General features: G+C 31.6%; 20 protein-coding genes. 15 read left to right on the top strand and 5 right to left on the bottom strand.

All coding sequences use genetic code 11. The features are described from left to right. Positions 1 to 16 precede the first annotated feature (16 nt). From ACHZDT_RS07810 to ACHZDT_RS07800, 3 genes are all read right to left on the bottom strand, one after another. Positions 17 to 1,153: a serine protease gene (locus tag ACHZDT_RS07810; RefSeq protein WP_394774063.1), complete on the bottom strand. Its 1,137-nt coding sequence runs from the start codon at positions 1,151 to 1,153 to the stop codon at positions 17 to 19. Positions 1,154 to 1,391: 238 nt separating this feature from the next. After that, positions 1,392 to 3,269 (bottom strand): M1 family metallopeptidase, encoded by a 1,878-nt coding sequence (locus ACHZDT_RS07805; RefSeq protein ID WP_394774072.1) that lies wholly within the window; start codon positions 3,267 to 3,269, stop codon positions 1,392 to 1,394. A gap of 64 nt (positions 3,270 to 3,333) precedes the next feature. Then, on the bottom strand, positions 3,334 to 4,962 hold the full coding sequence (locus ACHZDT_RS07800) for a S8 family peptidase (RefSeq protein WP_394774062.1): 1,629 nt from the start codon (positions 4,960 to 4,962) through the stop codon (positions 3,334 to 3,336). A 282-nt stretch (positions 4,963 to 5,244) separates the two neighbouring features. On the opposite strand from ACHZDT_RS07800, the gene ACHZDT_RS07795 reads away from it, so the two are divergent. Then, entirely contained in the window at positions 5,245 to 10,995 is a 5,751-nt protein-coding gene (locus tag ACHZDT_RS07795; protein WP_394774061.1) for a T9SS type A sorting domain-containing protein, read from the top strand. A 163-nt stretch (positions 10,996 to 11,158) separates the two neighbouring features. Next, on the top strand, positions 11,159 to 13,060 hold the full coding sequence (locus ACHZDT_RS07790) for a T9SS type A sorting domain-containing protein (RefSeq protein WP_394774060.1): 1,902 nt from the start codon (positions 11,159 to 11,161) through the stop codon (positions 13,058 to 13,060). 75 nt (positions 13,061 to 13,135) lie between these two features. On the opposite strand, the gene ACHZDT_RS07785 is transcribed toward ACHZDT_RS07790, so the two are convergent. Continuing rightward, complete coding sequence (locus ACHZDT_RS07785) at positions 13,136 to 13,993, bottom strand: MBL fold metallo-hydrolase (RefSeq protein ID WP_394774059.1); 858 nt, start codon at positions 13,991 to 13,993, stop codon at positions 13,136 to 13,138. A 344-nt stretch (positions 13,994 to 14,337) separates the two neighbouring features. Between ACHZDT_RS07785 and ACHZDT_RS07780 the strand changes: the two genes are divergently transcribed. The 7 genes from ACHZDT_RS07780 (at position 14,338) to sufD (ending at position 19,568) form a co-directional block, all read left to right on the top strand. Beyond that, complete coding sequence (locus ACHZDT_RS07780) at positions 14,338 to 14,667, top strand: iron-sulfur cluster assembly accessory protein (protein WP_089350107.1); 330 nt, start codon at positions 14,338 to 14,340, stop codon at positions 14,665 to 14,667. Between the two features lie 70 nt (positions 14,668 to 14,737). Continuing rightward, positions 14,738 to 16,186: a Fe-S cluster assembly protein SufB gene (gene sufB, locus ACHZDT_RS07775; protein WP_394774058.1), complete on the top strand. Its 1,449-nt coding sequence runs from the start codon at positions 14,738 to 14,740 to the stop codon at positions 16,184 to 16,186. Between the two features lie 53 nt (positions 16,187 to 16,239). Beyond that, positions 16,240 to 16,443: a DUF2683 family protein gene (locus tag ACHZDT_RS07770; protein WP_394774057.1), complete on the top strand. Its 204-nt coding sequence runs from the start codon at positions 16,240 to 16,242 to the stop codon at positions 16,441 to 16,443. 36 nt (positions 16,444 to 16,479) lie between these two features. Beyond that, a complete protein-coding gene (locus ACHZDT_RS07765; RefSeq protein ID WP_394774056.1) occupies positions 16,480 to 16,968 on the top strand; it encodes a flavodoxin family protein in 489 nt (162 codons plus the stop codon). A gap of 13 nt (positions 16,969 to 16,981) precedes the next feature. Further along, positions 16,982 to 17,728, top strand: a complete 747-nt coding sequence (gene sufC / locus ACHZDT_RS07760) for a Fe-S cluster assembly ATPase SufC (RefSeq protein ID WP_394774055.1) — start codon at positions 16,982 to 16,984, stop codon at positions 17,726 to 17,728. A gap of 40 nt (positions 17,729 to 17,768) precedes the next feature. Next, positions 17,769 to 18,137, top strand: a complete 369-nt coding sequence (locus tag ACHZDT_RS07755; RefSeq protein WP_394774054.1) for a four helix bundle protein — start codon at positions 17,769 to 17,771, stop codon at positions 18,135 to 18,137. Positions 18,138 to 18,251: 114 nt separating this feature from the next. Then, complete coding sequence (gene sufD, locus ACHZDT_RS07750; protein WP_394774053.1) at positions 18,252 to 19,568, top strand: Fe-S cluster assembly protein SufD; 1,317 nt, start codon at positions 18,252 to 18,254, stop codon at positions 19,566 to 19,568. Between the two features lie 67 nt (positions 19,569 to 19,635). Here the strand turns inward: sufD and ACHZDT_RS07745 are convergent, their stop codons facing one another. Then, positions 19,636 to 20,985, bottom strand: a complete 1,350-nt coding sequence (locus ACHZDT_RS07745; RefSeq protein WP_394774052.1) for a serine hydrolase domain-containing protein — start codon at positions 20,983 to 20,985, stop codon at positions 19,636 to 19,638. 222 nt (positions 20,986 to 21,207) lie between these two features. Here ACHZDT_RS07745 and ACHZDT_RS07740 point away from each other — a divergent pair, with 222 nt between their 5' ends. The 6 genes from ACHZDT_RS07740 (at position 21,208) to ACHZDT_RS07715 (ending at position 24,905) form a co-directional block, all read left to right on the top strand. Next, positions 21,208 to 22,422, top strand: a complete 1,215-nt coding sequence (locus tag ACHZDT_RS07740) for an aminotransferase class V-fold PLP-dependent enzyme (RefSeq protein ID WP_394774051.1) — start codon at positions 21,208 to 21,210, stop codon at positions 22,420 to 22,422. A gap of 10 nt (positions 22,423 to 22,432) precedes the next feature. Beyond that, positions 22,433 to 22,858 carry a hypothetical protein gene (locus tag ACHZDT_RS07735; protein ID WP_394774050.1) on the top strand — a complete coding sequence of 142 codons (426 nt, stop codon included), beginning with the start codon at positions 22,433 to 22,435 and terminating at the stop codon, positions 22,856 to 22,858. A gap of 2 nt (positions 22,859 to 22,860) precedes the next feature. After that, the gene (locus tag ACHZDT_RS07730; RefSeq protein ID WP_213295920.1) at positions 22,861 to 23,286 is read left to right on the top strand and encodes a SufE family protein; all 426 of its coding nucleotides are present in this window, start codon (positions 22,861 to 22,863) and stop codon (positions 23,284 to 23,286) included. A 151-nt stretch (positions 23,287 to 23,437) separates the two neighbouring features. After that, a complete protein-coding gene (locus tag ACHZDT_RS07725) occupies positions 23,438 to 23,848 on the top strand; it encodes a GxxExxY protein (protein ID WP_394774049.1) in 411 nt (136 codons plus the stop codon). A gap of 151 nt (positions 23,849 to 23,999) precedes the next feature. Beyond that, complete coding sequence (locus tag ACHZDT_RS07720) at positions 24,000 to 24,323, top strand: SUF system Fe-S cluster assembly protein (RefSeq protein ID WP_042564763.1); 324 nt, start codon at positions 24,000 to 24,002, stop codon at positions 24,321 to 24,323. A 72-nt stretch (positions 24,324 to 24,395) separates the two neighbouring features. Beyond that, positions 24,396 to 24,905, top strand: a complete 510-nt coding sequence (locus ACHZDT_RS07715; RefSeq protein ID WP_394774071.1) for a DUF2480 family protein — start codon at positions 24,396 to 24,398, stop codon at positions 24,903 to 24,905. The last annotated feature ends 1 nt before the right edge of the window (position 24,906 follow it).

Genomic DNA, 24,906 nt, shown 5'->3' with positions numbered 1-24,906 from the left:
TTCTTGAAAGGTTTAATTAGAAAGTGCGAATATGCTTAGCGACAATTCCAAAATTAAAACCCTGTACTTCATCTACTCCGCTAAAATTGACTGCAATCAACTGACCACACTCATTAAATACCGGTGCGCCACTGGCACCATGCGTAGAAGTGATACTATATTGAATTTTGTTCCCGTCTGATTCTTTACTTATTTTACCATCATAAAGCTGTACTTTTATACCAGAATTTGTTTGTGCCAAATCCATTCCTAAAGGATAGCCAATCATTATTGCTTTTTGCCCTGGATTTAAAGAAGCATCATCCTCAACTGCATTGTCAAGATTGATGGTGTTGGCAACACTTTGCGGAGTTTTATGATCCGTTAGTCGTACAATGCCTAAATCAATATTGGTGTCTTCTGAAATTTTCTCGATCTCGCAACTAAGCCATTGATCATCAGAGTCATGAAGTGCAACCACAATATCTACAGTTTTGACATATACCTCAATATCTTCCATCGATACATATTCCTTAACCGGAATAGCCGCTGCAATATCTGTTGTTACTTTAGCTGTATCTACTACTTCTGTATCATTTGAACTCACAAATTCTTCACCCGCTGGCTCTTCAGTTGTTTCTTCACTTTCACCTTCAGAATCACTTTCACTTTCATCATAAGCAGATGCAATTTTCCAGTTTCTTTCAATAAAACTTTGATACTCCTCTTCTGAAATATCAGTAGTAAGAATTGAAGCAATTTTCAATCTTAGATTTCTTATAGCAGTATTTGTTTTTTCCTGCTCTTCATCTGATGCGTTCCATGGCTGTAAAACATGGCTGTTAGTCAATATTTTTCCGTCTCTGTCTACGAAAAAACCTGTTCCGAAAACTGTTTCTTCTTTTGCGTCTTCATTAGTAAGCTGAATTTCTTTTCCCTTGATTTTTGCAAAATAACCATAGCTGTGTTTTATCAGCACAACTGCGCCTTTGTATTCGTTATAGACTTTTGTATCTGAATCTAAACAAATAACAGCAGGCGGCTTTTTTAAATATTTAAAGCCAAAAAAAGTTGCGGTTGAAAGAATGATTACAGCAAAGAAAATAATTTTATAAGGTTTTCTTTTTTTAATATCATGCAACTCATTGTTGGTTCCGATTTTTCTAATTTTCATTTTTAAATTGGTAAGTTTTATTAGTTTGTTTTTAGATTGTCAATTCACAAAATTATTAACATTTGCTATTTTGACGGGTCGAAGGTAGTAATTTAATTATTAAATTTTAACAGTATAATACTATCGAATTTTGCATTGGTGATTAAAACAAAATACTATTTTAATCCTTTTTGAAAACAATAAAGCCAAAGCAAGATTTTATTCCGGCTTTGGCTTTATTAAAAATAATTTTAAATTTTTACTTTACTTCATAAACATTATTTGCAGCTTTTACATCTGCCATTAATCCGCTTGGGTCAATGGTGATTTTTTTGATGGCTGTTTTGTTTTTATCAATTGTAAAACTGTAGTTTGATTGCGCCCATGCCCAATCGTCTAAAACGGTTCTTTTTACGTTTGGGTTTGGATTTGGTTTAATGAAATTCATCATTCTTAACGGAATGTAGAAGCTTTCAGAAGTTCCGTCAGTATATTCAACCGTTAAGTCTATTGGCATTGGCATTCTGCCTATTCTCTCTAAACTTACTGTCGTTTTTCCTGCATTATCTGCTACATCTTTAATTCCGTAATCAATTGTATTTGTAGTTTCTGTCCAATCAATTAAATACCAGTCTAACTCAGCTCCGGAAACTCTTTCGGCTGATCTTTTGATATCATTTGGTGTTGGATGTTTGAATTTGAAATCATTGAAATATCTTTTTAAAGTTGCATCAACGTTTTCTTTCCCAATTACATATTCTAATTGTGACAAAAAGATGCTTCCTTTTACATAAGCCGAAATACTGTAAGGTCTATTTTCATCATAACGATCTCCATGAGTTCCTTGTGGCTGCTCTTTTCCTGATTGTACTAATTGGTAATAAGCGGCGTAATTTCCTTTAAACGGATTTACTTCTTTTTTAGCTGCGATTTCGTTCAAAGCGCTGTCTTCGATGTAGGTTGTAAAACCTTCATCCATCCAAGGATGTTTTGATTCGTTTGAAGCTAAAATATGCTGAAACCAGGAATGTCCTAATTCATGTGTTGCGGTTCCTAAAATTCCCTGAAGCGTTCCGTTTCCTAACATTAAAGTACACATTGCATACTCCATTCCACCATCTCCACCTTGAATAAATGAATATTGTTTGTACGGATATGCTCCAACTCTTTGGTTATAATAATCCATTACTTTTACCATTAAAGGTTCTAATTGTTTCCAATTTTCAGTAGTTTTTGGATTGTTTTTGTAAAAGAAATGCAAATCTACATTGTTTGGTCCTTTTACAATATCATGTGTATATTCCTTATCTGCTGCCCATGTAAAATCGTGAACATTTGGTGCGATAAAATGCCATGTTAATGTTTTTGCTTTCTTTGGATAATTAACTGTTACGCCGGCATCTTCATAACCGTGACCAATTTCGTTTTTGTCCTGCAAATATCCTGAACCTCCAAGAGTATAATCTTTATCGATTGTAATTTTTACATCAAAATTTCCCCAAACTCCGTGAAATTCTCTTGCGATATAAGGATCTGCGTGCCAGCCTTCAAAATCAAATTCGGCTAATTTTGGGTACCATTGTGACATTGACAATTCAACTCCTTCAGAATTATTACGCCCTGAACGACGAACTTGTACGGGAACTTGTCCGTCAAAATCCAATGTAAAAGTAGTTTTTGAATTTGGTAGAATTGGCTTAGCCAAAGTTACTTCTAAAATTGTTCCTGAAGTTCTGGTTTGAGCCGTTACACCATCTTGTTTTAAGTTGGTGATTTTTAGAAACCCAATTTCGTTTGGTTTTAAAGTTTCAATTCGGCTTTGTTTTGTTTCCTTTCCGTCGGCACCTTTTACTTTGGTCACCATTCTTCCGTCAGGATCTTTTATAAAATGCAAACGTGCATCCATTTCACTTCCCGGCTGAAAAGCATTTGGAAATAAATGATAAAATACCTTTTTTAAAGTATCCGAAGAATTATTGGTATAAACCAATTCCTGTTTTCCTTTGTATTGATAGTTTTTTACATCCATCGAAACCTCCATTTTGTAATCAACATGTTGTTGCCAATATGGGGCGCTTTGTGCAAATGCTGCGTTTAAACCGAAACTCAAAAATGAAAATAGTAGAATTTTATGCATCATATTTTTCAATAAAAATGGAAGAGTTTTCACTCTTCCATTAGGTTAATAATGTGTATTATTTTTATTTTTTAGACATTTTTTCTGCCATTAATAAAGCATTGTAAGCATTTACCATTTTACCAGTTCTTGATGAAACTGCAGAAGATACTGCTACAGGCTTTTCATTTGGATTTGGATTTTCACCTAAAACAATCATTGCCGGAAGCGCAACTCCTGAATCCATTAAAATTTGTTTTACCTGAACTGCTTTTAATTTTGGATAATAGGAACGAATTAATGCTGCAACTCCGGCTGCATTTGGAGACGCCATTGAAGTTCCTTGCAAATATTTGTATTTATTGTTGGGAACGGTTGCATAAATTTCTTCTCCGGGAGCAAAAACATCAACATTTATTTTTCCGAAATTTGAAAATCCTGCTACTACAGTTTCTCCATATTGTTTGTTGATTGCTCCAATTGTAAGTACGTTATTGGTAAATTCTTTGATGTTGTCTTCAGAATCATTTGGGTAATTAATGTTTTCTGTTTTATCGATGTCATATCCGTCATTTCCTGCGGCGTGTACAATTAAAACATCTTTTTTAGCGGCATATTTTATAGCATCATAAACCCATTGTTTGTGCGGAGAAAAGCTTTTTCCAAAACTTCCGTTAATTACTTTTGCTCCGTTATCAACAGCGTAACGAATTGCTAAAGCGATATCTTTGTCATATTCATCACCATCAGGAACGGCTCTAACTGTAAGGATTTCAACATTATTGGTAACTCCGTCTCCGCCTAAATTATTACCGCGAATTTGCGCAATAATTCCGGCAACGTGTGTTCCGTGAAGTGCTTTTTCTTTGTCAGGACCAAAAACTACATTGTTTCCGTAATGATTGTCTTTAATGTCCTCCGGATTATCACCTACAATTTTTCTTCCGTCATATTCTTTATTCAAATTGTAATTGAATTGATCGTAAACTGATTCTCTGTAATCTTCTAATTCTGCTTCAGGATCAAAAGTTGGTCCTGCATTGGTTAAGATTTGAGTCATCACCATTTTGCTTCTTCCTACTTTTGGATCTGTTGAAGAAATAGTACTTAAATCTTCTAATTTATAAGTAGTTTTATTTAGCGCTTTTTTTATAGTATTGTGAACATCAAGTAAAAAATCTACTTGTTGTTTGTCTTCAAGAACTTTTTTAGATTTTTCCTCGTATTGCGCTAAAGCACTTTTATATTCGGCAGAACCGTTATCTCCTTTTTTAATGACGCGTGTCAATTCAAGATTTTCATGAACGGCATCACCAAGGAAATTCCATCCGTGAACATCATCAATAAAACCGTTTTTATCATCGTCGATTCCGTTACCGGGAATTTCTTTAGGATTTGTCCAGATCATTCCCTGTAAATCCGGATGCTCGATATCAACACCAGAATCTACTATTCCTACGATTACTTTTACTCCTTTTTTTCCTTGCAATAATTCGGCGTAAGCCCTGTCAACACTCATTCCAGGAATAGAATCCTTGATTAAATCAAGATGACTCCATCTTTTTAATTGATTTTCGCTAAGTGGTGCTTTTTTTATAACGGCTAAAGGTGCAGTAATTATTTCTTTAGATGTTTGAGCTTGCAAAGTGGTGCTGCAGCCTGCAAATACAAGTAATGCAAAGGCAGATAAAGTATTTATTTTTATAGGACTCATGTATTTATTTTTTGATGAAAATTAAAATATGGCTCTAAATTATAATTTTTTGTTACATAAAACTAACGATTAACACTGTGTTATGATTTTTATGTTAACATTTAAGAAACGTCTGAACTTCATATTAAACAGGCATTTTTCTACCTGAATATATTATATGAAATAAAAAACTTTATGTTTGCGCGTAAAAAAAAGAAAAATTATTTATTTTAGTACGTCTTCCCGTAATAAAATGACAATTGTAAATTGTATACTTGTAGCTCCAATTCCTAAATTTAATTTATGCGAACAAAACTACTTTTGTTGCTGTTTCTGGCAAATTTTTCTATTTATGCACAATACACGGTTATACCAGACATTACCTTTGAAAACAAATTAATTGCACTGGGAATTGATTCCGGTATTGCTGACGGACGAATCCTGACAGCTAATACACTTGCAATAACTGATTTAGATGTAAGCAATTTGTCTATTTCCTCATTATCAGGTATTGAAATTTTTACTAATTTGAAAACCTTAAAATGTAGTAGTAACAATATTACCACTTTAAATATTTCAGGTTTGGTAAATTTAACATATCTGGATTGTAACCAGAACAAACTAACTTCGTTAAATACAAACAGTAATATTTTGTTAACTGATTTATATTGTGGAAATAATCTACTAACAAATTTATACCTTAATGAAAATATAGCACTTAAAACTCTTTATTGTTTAACTAATAAACTATCAGGTTTAAATGTTACCAGAAATACTGCTTTAGAAAGTATTGCTTTAGAACGAAATGAAATAACTGAAATCGATTTATCAAAGAATGTGTTGTTAAAAACATTTGATTGTAACGATAATCTTCTTACTGGTTTAGATGTTTCTAAAAACATATTGCTTTCTATTTTAACTGTTAAAAAAAATCAAATCCCAAAATTAGATGTTACGCTAAATACCTCTTTACAGTATTTAGACTGCAGTTCGAATAAACTTATATCTCTGAATTTAAAAAACGGTGCAAATACTATTCTCACTTTTGGCTTTGACGCAACTAATAATCCAGATTTAACCTGCATTCAAGTAGATGACGAATCATATTCAAACCAAAATTGGCCAAATAAAAAAGATGCAACTGCAGCTTACAGTTCTTTTTGCACATCTGTTTACACTTTAATTCCTGACGTAAATTTTGAAAAAAAATTAATTGCATTGGGAATTGATTCTGGAATTCCGGATGGTAAAGTAGCTACCGCTAATGTTAATTCATTAACAACTCTTAATGTTTCGTCAAGTAATATTGCTGACTTAACCGGAATACAGGATTTTACTTCATTAACTCAATTAGTTTGTTATTCTAATAAATTAACCAATCTAAATGTTACTCAGAATATAGCCTTACTTGAATTGTATTGTGACTCAAATCAAATAGCAAATATTGACGTTTCTAAGAATGTAAATTTGACTACTTTTTATGTTGGTTTAAATCCATTAACTAATTTGGATGTTACTAAAAATCTGAAGCTTGTTTATTTATCATGTGATTCCAGCATGTATAATACTTATCGATTAACAAGTCTGGATGTTTCAAATAATCTTGCTTTGACTTATTTAGATTGCAGATACAATCAAATAACAAATCTGGATGTTTCTAAAAATGTTGCTTTGACCCAGTTAGATTTTAGTGGCAATTTATTAACGAGTATTGATGTTTCTAAAAACACTAAATTGACAAATTTATGGTCTCAATCTAATCAGCTTTCAAGTCTTGATATCACTAAAAACTTAGATTTAATTTCTTTGCGCGTGAGTACGAATCCGTTAAAAACTATTGATGTTTCTAAGCAACTTAAATTAAAAGAATTATATGCTACTTCAAATCAATTTACAAACTTAGATGTTTCTAAAAATATTTTACTTACTGAATTATTCTGTGGGTCAAATGAGTTAACAACTTTGGATACTTCTAAAAATACAGTTTTGAAAGATTTACGTTGTGAATCAAATAAGCTTTCAGGTTTAGATGTTTCTAAGAATACTGCGCTTTATAATATAGATTGTGGCGCTAATAAAATAACAAGTCTTGATGTTTCTAAAAATACTTTACTTACTGCTTTATCCTGCAAATCGAATCAATTAGTAAATTTTAATTTAAAAAACGGAAAAAATACTTCATTGTCAAGTTATATCGACTTTACAAATAATCCTAATTTAAGTTGCGTCCAAGTTGATAATATAAGTTATTCTAATACTAATTGGGCAAGTAAAAAAGATGCTACTGCTAGTTATTCAGCTTATTGTTCAAATTTATACACGCTGATTCCTGATGTTAATTTTGAGAATAAATTAATCGCTTTAGGAATTGATTCCGGTTCTGTTGATGGAAAAGTTTTAAATTCGAACATTGATACAATAACTACCTTAAATGTTTCTTACAGTTCCATTACCGATTTAAAAGGAATTGAAGGCTTTAAAAGTCTAACAAATTTAAATTGCAGTGTCAATACTATTAGTGCAATAAATATTTCTAAAAATACTGCACTAACGTGGCTTCAGTGTGAGAATAATAAATTGACTTCTTTGGATATTTCTAAAAACATTTATCTTTCAACTTTTAGTTGCAGCCAAAACAATCTGACCACTTTAGATGTTTCTAAGAATCTGGAAATAACCTATTTATATTGCGCCAATAATCTTTTGACTTCATTGGATGTTACAAAAAACATCCTTTTAGATGATCTTTATTTTGGAGAAAATAAACTAACAACTATTGATGTATCACAGAATCCTTTACTACTCTCCCTTGCCTTTGAAAAAAACTTTATTACTACTTTAGATGTATCAAAAAACACTAAACTTATCGCATTAAATGCAGCCAATAATCAATTAAGTACTTTAGATATTTCAAAAAATAAAGTGTTAAAGGAGCTTAATTTAATGAGCAATAATTTAGTGGAGCTTAATTTAAAAAATGGAAATAATACCATTTTAATACCTCAATTTTTAAATTTTACAAAAAATCCTAATCTAAGTTGTATTCAGGTTGATGATGTTAATCTTTCAAATACAAAATGGAGCAATCTTAAAGATGCAACTGCAAATTATTCAGCTAATTGTTCCGTTTTTCACACTTTAATTCCAGATCTAAATTTTGAAAACAAATTGATATCATTAGGTATTGATTCTGGTGTTCCCGATGGTAAGGTTTTAACTTCGAATATCAATAAAGTAACTGCTTTAAATGTATCATCAAGTTCTATATCAAACTTAACAGGAATTCAAGGCTTTACTGCTTTGACAACTTTAGATTGTAGCCGAAATTTGATGACAACGTTAGATCTTTCTCAAAACACATTATTGAAAGATTTAAATTGCAGTTCACAAAATTTATTAAGCTTAGATGTTACAAAAAATACGCTATTAACGTCATTACGCTGCAACGGATTAAACGGAAGCTCATATGCCAGAGGCGATGGAAAACTAACTGCTTTAGATGTTTCGAAAAATACGTTATTGACTAATTTATATTGTAACAGTAATCAAATAACAAGTTTAGATGTTTCTAAAAACACGGCTTTAGTTGTTTTAATCTGTGATTTTAACAGGTTATCAGTACTAAATGTTACTAACAATACCGGACTAACCTCATTATTTTGTGGTGTAAATGACATTCCTGCTTTAGATGTTTCTAAAAACGTTTTATTAAAAAACTTTGATTCTGCTTCTAACAAACTAACAACTTTAGACGTTTCTAAAAACACAAGTTTAGCTCAATTTAATTTTGGCTCAAACCTTTTGACTACAATTGATGTATCAAAAAATCCGGCTTTGAACTATTTGTCTTGTAGCTCAAACCAATTGACAAGTTTAGATTTATCACAAAACCCGGCTTTGATTAATTTATTTTGTGACTGGAATAATCTGTCTAACTTAAATTTGAAAAACGGAAAAAATACTTTGCTGAACAGTTCGACATTAAATCTTACCAAAAATCCTAATCTTACTTGTATTCAGGTTGATGATGCAACGTATTCTAATACAAATTGGGCTAATGCCAAAGATGCAACCGCGAGTTATTCTGCAAATTGCACAAATTTATATACTTTAATTCCAGATGTAAATTTCGAAAATAAACTAATCGCATTAGGAATTGATTCCGGCGTTGTTGATGGTAAAGTTTTGACTTCGAATATTAATACCATAACTTCTTTAAACGTTTCTTATAGTTCTATTATTGACTTAACAGGAATTCAGGGTTTTACTGCTTTGACTAAATTAGAATGTAATGGTAATTATCAATTAAAAACATTAGATGTTTCTAAAAATACTGCGTTAACGTATTTAGACAGTAACAATAATTATGTTGTTGCAACATTAGATGTGTCAAAAAACACGGCTTTAACGTATTTAAATTGTTACGCTAACGGACTAAAAACGCTTGATGTTTCTCAAAACAAAGCATTAACGACTTTGCAATGTGCTTCAAACCAAATCACATATTTAGGCGTTACATTCAATACAGCATTAACTAAACTTGATTGCGGTTATAATAAAATAGGATATATCGATGTGTCTAAAAATACGGCTTTAAAATCGCTTACTTGTACTTCTAACCAAATCAATTATCTGGATATTATTAATAACGTAGCATTAACAGAATTATCGGCTGGAAATAATTTATTTACAACTTTAGATGTATCTAAAAATACTGCCTTAACTTCATTGATTTGTAACACAAATAAGTTAACGTATTTAGATGTTTCTCAAAATGTAGCTTTGACAAGACTTCTTGTTTATAGAAATCAATTGCCTAATATAAATGTTTCTTTAAATACTAATTTAGAGATATTTGACTGTACTTATAATGTAATAACGGCTTTAGATGTTTCGAAAAACCTGAAATTAGATTATTTATATTGCGATAATAATAAGCTGACAAATCTGGACGTATCTAAGAATACCAAATTATCTTTATTGGATTGCAGTAATAACCTCTTAACAACTTTAGATGTTTCGGTAAATACTAATTTACATTCATTTGAATGTGCTTCGAACAAATTAACAAGCTTAAATTTAAAGAACGGAAATAATACTCTTTTAGAACCATATAATCCTGATCCCAACTTTATCTTATATAATGTAGATTTTAGAAATAATCCTAATTTAACTTGTATTCAGGTTGATGATGCGGCGTATTCAAATTCGCATTGGTCAACTCAAAAAGATGCTGCTGCAGCTTTTAATACAAATTGTGGAGGAGATTTTGTTTTGATTGCCGATCACAATTTTGAACAGCGATTAATTGATTTAGGCATTGACACAGATGGTTTAAACGGGAAAATTACAGTTGCAGATATTACTTCTGTTACTTCTTTAGATCTTTCTAACAGTAACATTTCTAATTTATCCGGGATCGAAAATTTCAAATCCTTAGTGTATTTAGATTGTAGCTACAATCAATTGACAACTATTGATGTTAGTAAAAATCTGGCTTTGGAGACATTAGATATTTCTTCAAACCAGATTACGACGCTGGATCTTTCTAAAAACATTAATATTAAAGCAATCTATATTTCTAACAATCCTTTGGTATCAATAAACCTTAGAAATGGAAATAACAGAAATCTTGATATAGCATCTATCACGGATAAAAAAGCAGCAAATACTGGCGGCACATCTTTTCTTGGCCTTACTACTTTAAGCTGTATTAAGGTTGATGATCCTGCTTATTCTAATGCAAATTGGTCTAAAATTAAAGAGCCAACTACTATTTATTCTGCGACTTGTTCTACATTAGGAATCGAAAATTCTGTTTTTAATAAAGCTGTATTATACCCAAACCCGACTAAAGGAGAAGTAAACATTAGCAATATATCTTTAGAAAAAGCAACAGTTTACAATTCATTAGGACAATTGGTAAAATCCTTTACTTTTAGTTCAGGCAACACAAATAACACGATTAATTTATCTGATTTACCAAAAGGAGTTTATTATGTATACTTAATTAAACAGGACGCAGCTTCGGCTAAGAAAGTTATTATTGAATAATATAAAATTAATAAACTAAAAAATCCCATTTTCATTTTATTGAAAATGGGATTTTTTTATGATTTTCTCAGTCATAAAATTTAAATAAGCAATTACGTCTTACCGTAAAAAAAAGCCATCTACAAATTGTATACTTGCATTCACATAATGATAAAACTAATCTATGAAAACAAAACTACTCTTATTGCTTTTATTAGCAAATTTTTCTATTTATTCCCAAACCAATTTAGTCCCGAATGGAGATTTCGAAGACTGGTCTTCCTCTTCTCAACCAGATAACTGGTTTCGCTTTTTTAGTGGTTTTGTTTCTCAAAGTACAACAGCCCAAAATGGATCTTCAAGTACTAAGCTGAGAATTACCGGATCAACAAATTTCATAAATAGTAAGACTTTTGCTGTACAGGCAAACAAAACATATCGCGTTACAATGTATCACCGGGTTGCTTCAGGAACACTTTCTTCTGTTGAATTAAGTTTGTATCATCAACCAAATACTTTTAAAGAAAAATTTACTCAAATTAGTGATGCAACTTTTTCCAGCTCGCAATGGCGAAAATTAGAGTTGGTATATACATCAACAGTTGCTGAAAATATTGAGGTTGATATATGGGCAACAGGAGTTACAGGTTCTGAAATTTTACTTGATAATGTTTCTGTTGTTGATATCAATGAACCTGTTGCGCAATACACGTCTATTCCCGATATTAATTTCGAAAATAAACTGATTGCTTTAGGCATTGATTCAGGAATTGCTGACGGAAAAGTACTAACAGTAAATATTGCATCACAAACCAATTTAGATTTTTCTAGTAGTTTAATTACCAACTTAACAGGAATTGAAGCATTTAAAGAATTAGAAAATTTATATATAATTAAAAATCAAATAGCAACATTAGACCTTTCTCAAAATACAAAATTGCTTACACTAGACGTTAGTGAAAACCAATTAACAACATTAGACGTATCTCAAAATAAAGAATTATTGAGTTTGATCGCAAAGGAAAATAGCTTAACAAATTTAGATATTTCAAATAATATAAAATTAAACAATTTATTTGTAACAGGAAATCAGTTAACTTCTTTAAATACATCGCAGAATACCGCTCTATTAAACCTTATTTGTGATTCTAATAAATTAACAAATATAGATGTTCGAAATAACACTCTTTTAGTTGGTTTATATTGCCAAAACAACTTCCTAAATACTTTAGATGTATCAGTCAATACGGTTTTAACAGATCTTTTTTGCCTGAATAATTCTTTGAATAGCATTAATCTATCAAACGCAATTGCTCTTCAAAATATCCATTGTCAGAATAACAATTTAACAAGTTTAGATGTTACAAAAAACATAAAGTTGAATGGTTTATATTGTTATAATAATCAAATTACGAGTTTAGATGTTAAAAAAAATGTGAATTTGACTGGATTATATTGTCATGTGAATCAAATAACAAATCTGGATGTATCAAATAATTTATTACTAGCTGATTTTATGTGTAACGATAATAAACTAAAATCAATTAACGTATTAAATAATTCGCAATTAGAATTGTTTGATTGTGGGAACAATCAATTAACAAGTCTTGATATTTCTAACAATTCAAAACTGTATGAATTGACTTGTGATAACAACGAACTAACATATTTAAATTTAAAAAATGGAAATAATACTAATATCGATTTAAAATACACTAATTTCTCTAATAACCCTAACTTAACTTGTATTCTGGTTGACGATGTTGATTATTCAAATGCTACGTGGTCTGATAAAAAAGATGCCACAACTTCCTATTCTACAACCTGTACATTGGGCATCAACAGTTCTGTTTTTGACAAAGCCGTTTTATACCCAAATCCAACTAAAGGAGAAGTAAATATTAACAACATCACTTTAGAAAAAGCAACAGTTTACAATTCATTGGGACAATTGGTAAAAACATTTACTCTAAATTCTAGCAATACCAATAATACAATAAACTTATCCGGTTTACCAAAAGGAATTTATTATGTATACTTAATTAACCAAGACGCAGCTTCGGCTAAGAAAGTTATCATTGAATAATTATAAATTTAATAAACTAAAAAATCCCATTTTCAATAAAATGAAAATGGGATTTTTTATGGTTTAAGATATTGTCTAAAGAATATCTTCACAAGTAAAAACTTCTTTTAATCTTACTCCTTTTTCTGTATGTTCTACTGTTATAATTTGATTGTGTGCATCATGTTCTAAAAACAAATAGTGATTATTATCTGCGGCGGCGTTCAAAAATTTTGATTTTTCTGGCATCGTTAATAAAGGTCGCGTATCATAACCCATAACATAAGGCAACGGAATATGTCCTGCGGTGGCCAATAAATCAGCACAAAAAACTATGGTTTTATCCTGATATTGAATATGCGGAATCATCTGTTTCTCGGTATGACCATCAACATAATAAATTCCGAAATTCATTTCGTCAGAAAAGCCAAAATCAGTTTCCGGACGTTTTATAAAATTCAATTGTCCGCTCTCCTGCATTGGCAGAATATTTTCTGATAAAAAAGAGGCTTTTTCACGAGGATTTGGTTTTGTTGCCCATTCCCAATGGTTTTCATTTGTCCAGAATTTAGCATTTTTAAATGCCGGCTCATAAAAAGTTTGGTCAGAGTTCCATTGCACACTTCCTCCACAATGGTCAAAATGCAAATGCGTCATAAAAACATCAGTAATATCATCTCGGAGAAAACCATATTTTGCTAATGATTTATCTATCGAATGAGATCCCCAAAGCGAGTAATAACCAAAGAATTTCTCTGATTGCTTATTCCCCATTCCGGTATCTATCAAAATCAAACGATTTCCATCTTCAATAAGCAAACAACGAGCGGCAATATCAATCAAGTTATTGGCATCTGCAGGATTTGTTTTGTTCCAGATTGTTTTGGGCACAACGCCAAACATCGCACCGCCATCTAACTTAAAATTTCCGGATTCTATTGGGTATAATTTCATGAGAATAAATTTCTAATATGGAAACAAAGCTAGGAAATCCAATTTCCTTATGCTAAAAATTTCCTTTAAAAACTCTTTCTTAATATTAATAAATTCGTTTATTCTAATCGTTTCCAATCTCACTCCGAGCCTTAAAGTAAATAAACCTCATGATTTTATTATTATAACAAATATCTATTTTAACATTTGTTATAATAATGTGAAGCGTTATGGAAAAAGGTTTTTAAGTCGTATATTTGCAGATAATTTTATTTCAACATTGAAACACAGCGATTTAATTGTAATAATTGGATTACCATTTAAAAGCAAATTCAAATGAAAGAAAAAAACAAATACCATAAACAATGATAAAAGTTTCTGATACAGCCAAAAAGAAAATCATCGACTTGATGAAAGATGATGGTTTTGATGCCGCTATCGACTATGTAAGAGTAGGCGTTAAAAGTGGCGGATGCTCCGGTTTGTCATATGATTTAAAATTTGACAAAACTAAAGGCGACGACGATAAAATATTTGTAGACAACGACATAACAATTGCAGTTGAAAAAAAATCCTTTCTATATTTAGCCGGAACAATACTTGAATTCTCGGGCGGATTAAACGGAAAAGGTTTTGTGTTTAATAATCCAAATGCAAGCAGAACTTGTGGTTGCGGAGAATCATTTTCGCTATAAATAAAAGTCTAAAAGCAAAATTTAAACGCTTAAGAAACCTAATTTCTTAAGCGTTTTAAAAAACTAAAAAATGTCAAAATATACTGAAGACGATTTAAAAATCGAACTCGAAACTAAAGAATACGAATACGGATTTTATACTGATATCGAATCGGAAACGTTTCCTATTGGCTTAAACGAAGATATCGTAAGGGCTATTTCTCTTAAAAAAGAAGAGCCGCAATGGATGACTGACTGGCGTATTGAAGCTTTTCGTGCCTGGAAGGAAATGATCGAACCGGAATGGGCAAATGTTCATTATGTAAAACCGGATTTTCAGGCAATCTCTTATTATTCAGCTCCAAAACAAGTAGATCCAAGCAAAACTTTGGATGATGTAGATCCTGAACTTTTAGAAATGTACAAAAAGTTAGGTATTTCTGTCGATGAACAAAAAATGATGAACAATGTCGCTATGGATATTGTTGTCGATTCTGTTTCTGTGGCTACTACATTCAAAAAAACATTAGGAGAAAAAGGAATTATTTTTTGTCCAATTTCCGAAGCTATAAAAGAACATCCGGAATTAGTTCGTAAATATTTAGGAAGCGTTGTTCCTCAAAAAGATAACTTTTATGCAGCATTAAACTCAGCTGTTTTCTCTGACGGAAGTTTCTGTTATATTCCAAAAGGCGTTCGTTGCCCAATGGAACTTTCAACTTATTTCAGAATCAATCAGGCAGGAACCGGACAATTTGAAAGAACTCTTGTTATTGCTGATGCAGGAAGTTATGTTTCATACCTTGAAGGTTGTACGGCTCCAAGTCGTGACGAAAATCAATTGCACGCCGCTGTAGTTGAATTAATCGCTTTAGATGATGCCGAAATTAAATATTCAACCGTTCAAAACTGGTTCCCTGGAAACAAAGAAGGAAAAGGTGGAGTTTACAACTTCGTTACTAAAAGAGGTATATGCGAAACAAATGCTAAAATTTCATGGACACAAGTAGAAACTGGTTCTGCTGTAACATGGAAATATCCTTCATGTATCTTAAAAGGAGATAACTCGGTAGGAGAATTTTATTCAATCGCCGTTACAAATAATTACCAACAAGCAGATACGGGAACTAAAATGATCCATTTAGGAAAAAATACTAAATCGACTATTATTTCTAAAGGTATCTCGGCTGGTAAATCACAAAATAGTTACCGTGGATTAGTGCAAATTAGCCCAAGAGCTGATAATGCAAGAAACTTTTCGCAATGTGATTCTCTTTTAATGGGAAACAATTGCGGAGCGCATACTTTCCCTTATATCGAAAGTAAAAATCCATCGGCTAAAATAGAACACGAGGCAACTACAAGTAAAATTGGAGAAGATCAGGTTTTTTATTGCAACCAAAGAGGTATACCAACTGAAAAAGCGATTGCCTTAATTGTAAACGGTTTTAGTAAAGATGTATTGAACAAACTACCAATGGAATTTGCTGTTGAAGCTCAAAAATTATTAGAGATTTCTTTAGAAGGATCTGTAGGTTAAAATTTGTTTCAAGTTTAAAGTTTCAAGTTGCTGGTTTGAACAAAAAATAAAATATGGATTTAGTACTGAAAAATGTTAAGAAAAAAGATTTACCTCTTTTAAAAGCATTAGCAAAACGTCTTAATTGTGAAATTGAAGTTCAAGATAAGCCATACAATCCTGAGTTTGTAAAAGAAATTTTGGATGCTGAGCAAAGCATAAAAGATGGAAAAGGAATTAAAATGACTATTGAAGATATAGATAAATTATGGAAATAATTTATTTCCTTAAAAGGACATTACGAATAAGCATTAATGGAAAACAAAAAAGTAATCATTTTAGGTTCAGCCAGAAAAAACGGAAACACAACAAAAATTGTGGATGAAATTTCTAAAGAAACCGGAATAGAGATAATTAATTTAAGTGATTATAATATTTCTCATTATGATTACGAAAGCAAAAATACAGAAGACGATTTTTTGCCTTTGATAAAAGGAATACTCGAAAAGTACGATACTTTAATTTTTGCAACGCCAATATATTGGTATAATATGAGTGGAATTATGAAGGTTTTCTTTGATCGTTTTTCGGATTTAATCCGAATTGAAAAAGAAACCGGACGAAAACTTAGAGGAAAGAAAATTGGTGTGATATCAAATTCACACGATAATGAAATTGAAGATAGTTTTTACATTCCGTTCAAAAAAACAGCCGATTATTTAGGCATGGAATATTTAGGACACGCGCATTTTAATGCCAACATCCTAAACCAAACAACAAAAATAGAATTGACATTTATATAAAATAAAAAAAACAATGTTATCAATAAAAAACCTTCACGCCTCAATTGGTGATAAAGAAATCCTAAAAGGAATTAATATAGAAGTTAAAGCTGGCGAAGTACACGCTATCATGGGGCCAAACGGTTCTGGAAAAAGTACACTTTCGGCTGTTATTGCCGGAAACGAAAACTACGAAGTTACTGATGGAGCTGTTTTCCTTGACGGAGAAGATCTTGCTGATTTAGCTCCGGAAGAAAGAGCGCACAAAGGAGTTTTCCTTTCGTTTCAATATCCTGTAGAAATTCCCGGAGTAAGTGTTACGAACTTCATGAAAACTGCAATCAATGAAACTCGTAAAGCAAACGGTCAGTCCGAAATGCCTGCAAACGAAATGCTAAAAGTAATTCGTGAGAAATCCGAATTATTAGAAATTGATCGTAAATTTTTATCCCGTTCGTTAAACGAAGGTTTTTCTGGTGGTGAGAAAAAAAGAAACGAGATTTTTCAAATGGCAATGTTAGAACCTAAATTAGCAATCCTTGACGAAACCGATTCTGGTCTTGACATCGATGCTTTAAGAATTGTTGCTAATGGAGTTAACAAATTGAAAAGCGAGAAAAACGCGATTATCGTTATCACACACTACCAACGTTTGTTAGATTATATTGTTCCTGATTTCGTTCACGTTCTTTACAACGGAAGAATCGTAAAATCTGGCGGAAAAGAACTGGCTTACGAATTGGAAGAAAAAGGATACGACTGGATTAAAGCGGAGAATTAAAATAGTCTAAAGTCGCAAGTCTTAAAGTCAAAAGAAAATTATGAGTAAGTTTAATTCTTTCGAAGAAATTAATTCTTGGAAAAAATCGAGAATCTTCAACAAAAGAATATATCTAATTACTGAAAATCCTAATTTCAAAAAAGACTTTGATTTCGTTAGACAAATTAGACGAGCATCAATTTCTATATCATCAAATATAGCAGAAGGTTTTGAGAGAAATACAGACAAGGAGTTCATTTACTTTTTATATGTAGCAAAAGCATCAGCAGGAGAAGTTCGGTCTCAATTATATTTGGCATTTGATTTAGAATATATTATTAAAGAAGAATTTGAAATGCTTTTAGAATCGGTAACAGAAATATCGAAATTATTAAGTGGTTTCATTAAATACTTAAGTCAAAAGTCATAAAGTTAAAAGTCGCAAAGTTTTTACTTTAGACATACGTTTTGAAATTTGATAAAAATAGTCGGCAATCTTAAGTCTTTTGACTTTCGACTTTCGACTTTAAGACTAAACAAGAAAATGGATTTAAAAGAAAAATTAGTATCGTCTTTTATGGCTTTTGAAGAGCGTGTCGATGTACATTCAGATTTACATGATATTCGCACCAATGCCTTAAAAAACTTTGAAAATAAAGGTTTCCCAACCAAAAAAGAAGAAGCTTGGAAATATACATCGCTAAATGCCATCTTAAAAAATGACTTTACGGTTTTTCCAAAAGCAGAGAATGCAATCGAATTTAATCACGTAAAAAAATACTTTTTACACGAAATCGACACTTATAAATTAGTATTTATAGATGGTGTTTTTAGTTCGCATTTGTCTTCTACAACGCATGACGGAATCGACGTTTGTTTGATGTCATCGGCATTGACAAAACCAAAATATAAAATGGTTATTGATACCTACTTCAATCAAATTGCAAGCAAAGACGAAAGTTTGACTACGTTGAATACTGCATTTGCAAGTGAAGGCGCTTTTATCAATATTCCGAAGAAAAAAGTAGCAGATAAACCTATCGAAATCATGTATTTCTCAACAGGAAACGAAGCTGCATTAATGGTTCAGCCTAGAAATTTAGTTATTGTGGGAGAGAATTCACATGTGCAAATTATCGAGCGTCACCAGAGTTTGAACGAAAATCCGGTTTTAACCAATTCGGTTACAGAAATTTTTGCTCAAAAACGTGCCATTATTGATTATTACAAAATTCAAAATGACAATAGCGAAGCTAATTTAGTTGACAACACTTATGTTTCTCAACAACAAGAAAGTCACGCTTCTGTACATACATTCTCATTTGGAGGAAACCTGACGCGTAACAACTTAAACTTTTATCATTATGGTGAAAGATTAACAAGTACGCTTAACGGAATTACTATTCTAAGTGACAAACAACACGTTGACCATTATACTTTGGTAAAACATTCAACGCCAAACTGTGAAAGTTTCCAGGATTATAAAGGAATTTTCTCTGATCGCTCAACAGGAGTTTTCAACGGAAAAGTATTGGTTGAAAGAGAAGCTCAAAAAACAAATGCTTTCCAGAAAAGTAATAATATTTTATTGAGTGACAAAGCGACAATCAACGCAAAACCACAATTAGAAATTTTTGCTGACGATGTAAAATGTTCTCACGGTTGTACTATTGGGCAATTAGATGAAACTGCAATGTTCTACATGCAATCACGCGGAATCCCTAAAAAAGAAGCTAAAGCTTTATTGATGTACGCATTTTCAAATGCCGTTATCGAAAGCATCAAAATACCAGAATTAAAACAAAGAATCACTAAAATTATTGCCATGAAATTGGGCGTGAATTTAGGATTTGATTTGTAGAATTCTATTTAAACACATTCATTCAAACCCGACAGTTTTAAAAACTGTCGGGTTTTCTGTATCTATACTATTTTTTTACCGAAGAAATTATCCCCTTCAAAAACCCATTAAAATCAAAGCCCTGATCTTCTTCTTTCAATCCCATTCTAACAATCACAATATCTAACGACGGAATAATTGCTACCATTTGTCCTTGGTATCCACTGCAATAAAACATATCACGAGGGACATCCGGAAATTTCCCTCCGGCGTTTAACCAAAATTGCGCGCCATAAGCTCCTTTAGAAGTATTTGTAGGTGTAGCAGAATATTTTACCCAGCTTTCGTCCAGAATTTGTTCTCCGTTCCAGTTTCCTTTATGCAAGTATAATAATCCAAATTTTGACCAATCCCGAGCTGTTGCCCAAGCATAAGACGAACCTACAAAAGTTCCTGCCATATCTTGTTCGACAATCATTGAGTTCATTCCAATTTTATCGATCACAGCACTGTACCAAAAATCAAGATATTCTTGCTGGGTTTTAAACTGGCTTTTTAAAATCCCCGACAATAAATTTGATGTTCCGGAGGAATAATTCCAATGTGTATTTGGTTTGAATTCTGCCGGCTTTTCACGTTGTATTTTTGCCATATCTCCAGATTGAAAAAGCATTATTGTAGCATCACAAATTTTACTGTAATTCTCCTCCCATTCTAAACCGGAATTCATATGAAGTAAATCATTTATCGTGATAATTTTACGATCATCATTTTTCCATTCTGCGATTGGTGCAGGTTTATAAATATCAATTTTTCCTTGTTTTGATAAAACTCCAAAAGCAGAATTTGTGATACTTTTTGTCATCGACCAGCCTAATATTTTACTGTTTATATTAAAACCAGTATCATATTGTTCAGCAATTAATTTGTCTTTATATAAAACTACAACCGCGCGTGTACGTTTTGCTTTTCCTCCATTTTTATCGAATGAATCATCAACTGCTTTTTTTAATTTCGCATAATCAACATTGGGAAACAAGGTGTCTTTTGGTTCCTTATTGCCATAGGGAAAAGGTAAGTTATTCACCAATTTAGTTCGTTTTGGAAGCAAATATGATTTAGAAATATCGTAATCATCATCGATTAAAGTTGCGCCTAAACCTTCACGATAAATCGCTTTTCTTTCTTTTAAACCATAAACTGAAGACGTTGCAAATTTTCCGGCTTCATCAATTGTATTGGATGCTAAATCCATCAACTTAATATCATTATCTGTTTTTTCAATTAATTCTTTTGATCGATGATCTAAAAAATGTCCCGAAGCAATACTTTTGGCCGAAAAGCCGGAAATTAATTCAAGCTTTGGATAAGTAGTAAATCCGAAATAAAAAACTACAATTAGTACAACAAGCGAAAGTAATTTGATGATTTTTTTCATATTCTTTACAATATATTTTTACTGCAATATAAATAATTTATAATCAACATTTTAACATCTAATTCATATTTCGAATTCAACATAATTTAGAAAACACAATTAATTTTGCAGAATCAATATTTAAACCTTACAATGATAGCATCATAAAAGGAAATTATAGTTTTGATGGGTAAACCAATTTAGTTTTAGTACTTTTGTAAATAGAATTTTTCTAAATAAGACATGTTAGACATCCAAAAAATAAGAGCTGAATTTCCGATACTTTCGGAAAAAGTAAACGGAAAACCACTTGTATATTTCGATAACGGAGCAACCTCACAAAAACCACAAATTGTGATCGACGCTGAAGCGAAATATTATCAGGAAATAAATGCCAATATTCATCGTGGCGTTCATACTTTAAGTCAATTAGCAACTGATGCATACGAAATTTCAAGGGTCAAAATCCAACATCATATTAATGCTAAGTTTTCTCACGAAGTCCTTTTTACTTCGGGAACAACCCACGGAATCAATTTAGTAACTAACGGTTTTGCATCTATTTTAAAACCTGGTGACGAAATAATTGTTTCGGCTTTAGAGCATCATAGTAATATTGTGCCATGGCAAATGTTATGCGAAAAAACAGGCGCAATTTTAAGAGTTATTCCGATAAATGAAGATGGCGAATTGATTTTAGAATCTTTTGAAGCTTTACTTTCAGAAAAAACCAAAGTTGTAACCGTAAATCATATTTCGAACGCTTTAGGAATCATCAATCCTATTAAATATATCATTGAAAAAGCACACGCTGTTGGCGCTGCAGTTTTAATTGACGGTGCACAAGCTGTTCCGCATTTAAAACCGGATGTTCAGGATTTAGATTGTGATTTTTATGCTTTTTCAGGACACAAAATGTGTGGTCCAACCGGAACCGGAATTTTATACGGAAAAGAAGATTGGTTAAATAAACTTCCGCCTTATCAGGGTGGTGGAGAAATGATTAAGGAGGTTACTTTCGAGAAAACTACTTATGCTGATCTTCCTCATAAATTTGAAGCCGGAACTCCAAATATCGCAGGCGGAATTGTTTTAGGAACTGCTGTGGATTATTTAAACAATATTGGTTTTCACAACATCCAAAAGCAGGAAGAAAAACTATTAGAATACGCTACAAAACGTTTATTAGAAATTGAAGGATTGAAAATTTACGGAACCGGAAAAAATAAAGCTTCGGTAGTTTCGTTTAATATTGATGGAATTCATCCTTACGACATCGGTTCAATTATTGATAAATTAGGAATTGCAGTTAGAACGGGGCATCATTGTGCTCAGCCTATTATGACCTTTTTCTGTATTCCCGGAACTATTCGTGCTTCATTTTCTTTCTATAATACAATAGAGGAAATTGACGTAATGGTTGAAGCGGTTAAGAAGGCAAAAACTATGTTAAGCTAAAAAACAAATTATGAGAATATTATCTTTATTACTTCTGACAATTTTTATTGGAACGAGCTGTTCAAGCCAAAAAGCAAACGATATGACATCAACACAAATGGAATATTCTGCGGTTTCTCGTGGTTTTTACAAAAAGATAATTGTTGAAAATAAAACTGTTTCTGTTATTAATGGCAAAAATACTGAACCGGTTAAAACCAAAATAAGCGATGAAAAATGGAAACAGATTGAAGCTGAATTTGCGAAAATTAATATTGAGAAGATTCCAACTTTAAAAGGACCAACAGAAAAGCGTTTTTATGACGGTGCTGCAATTGGAAATTTAAAGGTAATTCAGAATCAGAAAACATATGAAACTCAAGGTTTCGACAATGGTTATCCTCCAAAGGAAATAGAAAAATTAGTAAATTTACTTGTTGGTTTTACGAAAGAATAATTATGACAATAAAAGAAATACAAAACGAAATAATAGACGAATTTTCGATGTTCGACGATTGGATGCAACGTTATGAATACATCATCGAATTGGGAAAAAGTCTTCCGTTAATCAAAGAAGAATACAAAACAGAAGAGAATTTAATCAAAGGCTGTCAATCTAAAGTTTGGTTACAAGGCGAACAAAATGACGATAAAATTGTATTTACTGCTGATAGTGATGCGATTTTAACTAAAGGAATTATTGCCATTTTAATCCGTGCTTTCTCTAATCAAAAAGCAGAAGATATTATAAATGCCGATACTCAATTTATTGACGACATTGGATTAAAAGAACATTTGTCTGCAACTCGTGCAAACGGATTAGTGTCGATGATTAAAAACATCAAAATGTACGCTTTGGCATTTGACGCAAAAAATAAGAATTAAATATATTAAACCATATAAGTTATATAAGAAAATATAAGCCTGTTGTAAAGTTGTCCGCAACATTTAAATGAACTTATATTACTGATGGTAAAAAAAAGACTTTACGTAAGTTTTGTCTTTCTTTTTTATTTGTATTATTGCTAAAAAAAGCATGATTACAAAAAAGTATTTGACGGATTTAATATATCATGTTAATGGAGCAGCAATTGAAGTTCATAAAAATATTGGAGTCGGGCTTTTAGAAACTATTTATCATCAATGTATGATCAGAGAGTTATCTTTAAGAGGGATTAATTTTAAATCTGAATTGGTAATTCCGGTTGAGTACAAAGGCTTGGAATTAGAATCTGATTTAAGATGCGATTTGTTTATAGAAAATTGCTTAGTACTGGAATTAAAAGCTGTGGATAAAATTGTACCAATTCATATTGCCAAGCTAATGTCTTATATGAAGCTTTTAAAATCACCAATAGGATTAATGATAAATTTCAACGTCACAAATATTTATCACGAAGGTCAAAAAACATATGTCAACGAATTATATCGATGGCTGAAAGATTAAAACTAAATAAAATTTAAATCATATTAGTAATTTAAGAAATTATAAGTCAAAATTTAAATGAATTAATTTGCCTGGTAAAGGGAATATAGGCAATCCATTAAATGAACTTATATAACTTATATGGTTAAAAACAAAAACACAAAAACACAAAATGGAACAAGAAATAGACACAAACGAATTAGGAGAATCAATTGTAAAAGTTTTAAAAAGCATTTATGATCCGGAGATTCCTGTAGATATTTACGAGTTAGGATTAATTTATGACGTAATGGTTAATACTGATTATGAAGTAAAAATCCTGATGACATTAACATCCCCAAACTGTCCGGTTGCGGAAAGTTTACCACGAGAAGTAGAAGAAAAAGTAAAAACAATCGAACACATAAAAGATGTTGATGTTGAGATTACTTTCGATCCGCCTTGGAGTAAAGATTTAATGAGCGAAGAAGCAAAATTAGAATTAGGAATGCTTTAAAAAAATTTGTTTCAAGTTTCAGGTTTCACGTTCCAATAATTTGAAACCTGAAACTTGAAACTAACTTTTCATATGGAAGAAATCATCAACAAAGTTGCCAACAGTGCCTTAGAAGTTTTTGATCTTGAGGATTATTATCCAAAGGGAGTGCGTGTGCAAATTGACATTTCGCAATGGCTTTTAGAAGGTTTTCTATTAAAAGAAAAAGATTTTAGAGAACATCTCAAAAACCACGATTGGTCGCAATATCAAGATCAATATGTGGCTGTTAATTGTAGTACAGATGCTATTGTTCCGGCTTGGTCTTCGATTTTAGTCGCAATTCAATTGGCGCCTTATGCAAAAAAGATAGTCAACGGAACTATCGAAGATTTAGATGCGTCATTATATGAAGAACTTTTAAGCAATCTTGACTATTCGGAATATAAGGGTAAACCTGTCATTATTAAAGGTTGCTCAAAAAAGCCAGTTCCTACGCGAGCCTATATTTTAGCCGCTACTTATTTGCAGCCTTTTGCAAGAAGTATTATGTACGGAGAAGCTTGTTCAGCAGTACCTTTATATAAAGAAGCTAAGAAATAAC

The organism is Flavobacterium sp., from assembly GCF_043722275.1.
Classification (GTDB): Bacteria; Bacteroidota; Bacteroidia; order Flavobacteriales; family Flavobacteriaceae; genus Flavobacterium.
This window is presented reverse-complemented; position numbering and strand designations above follow the sequence as displayed.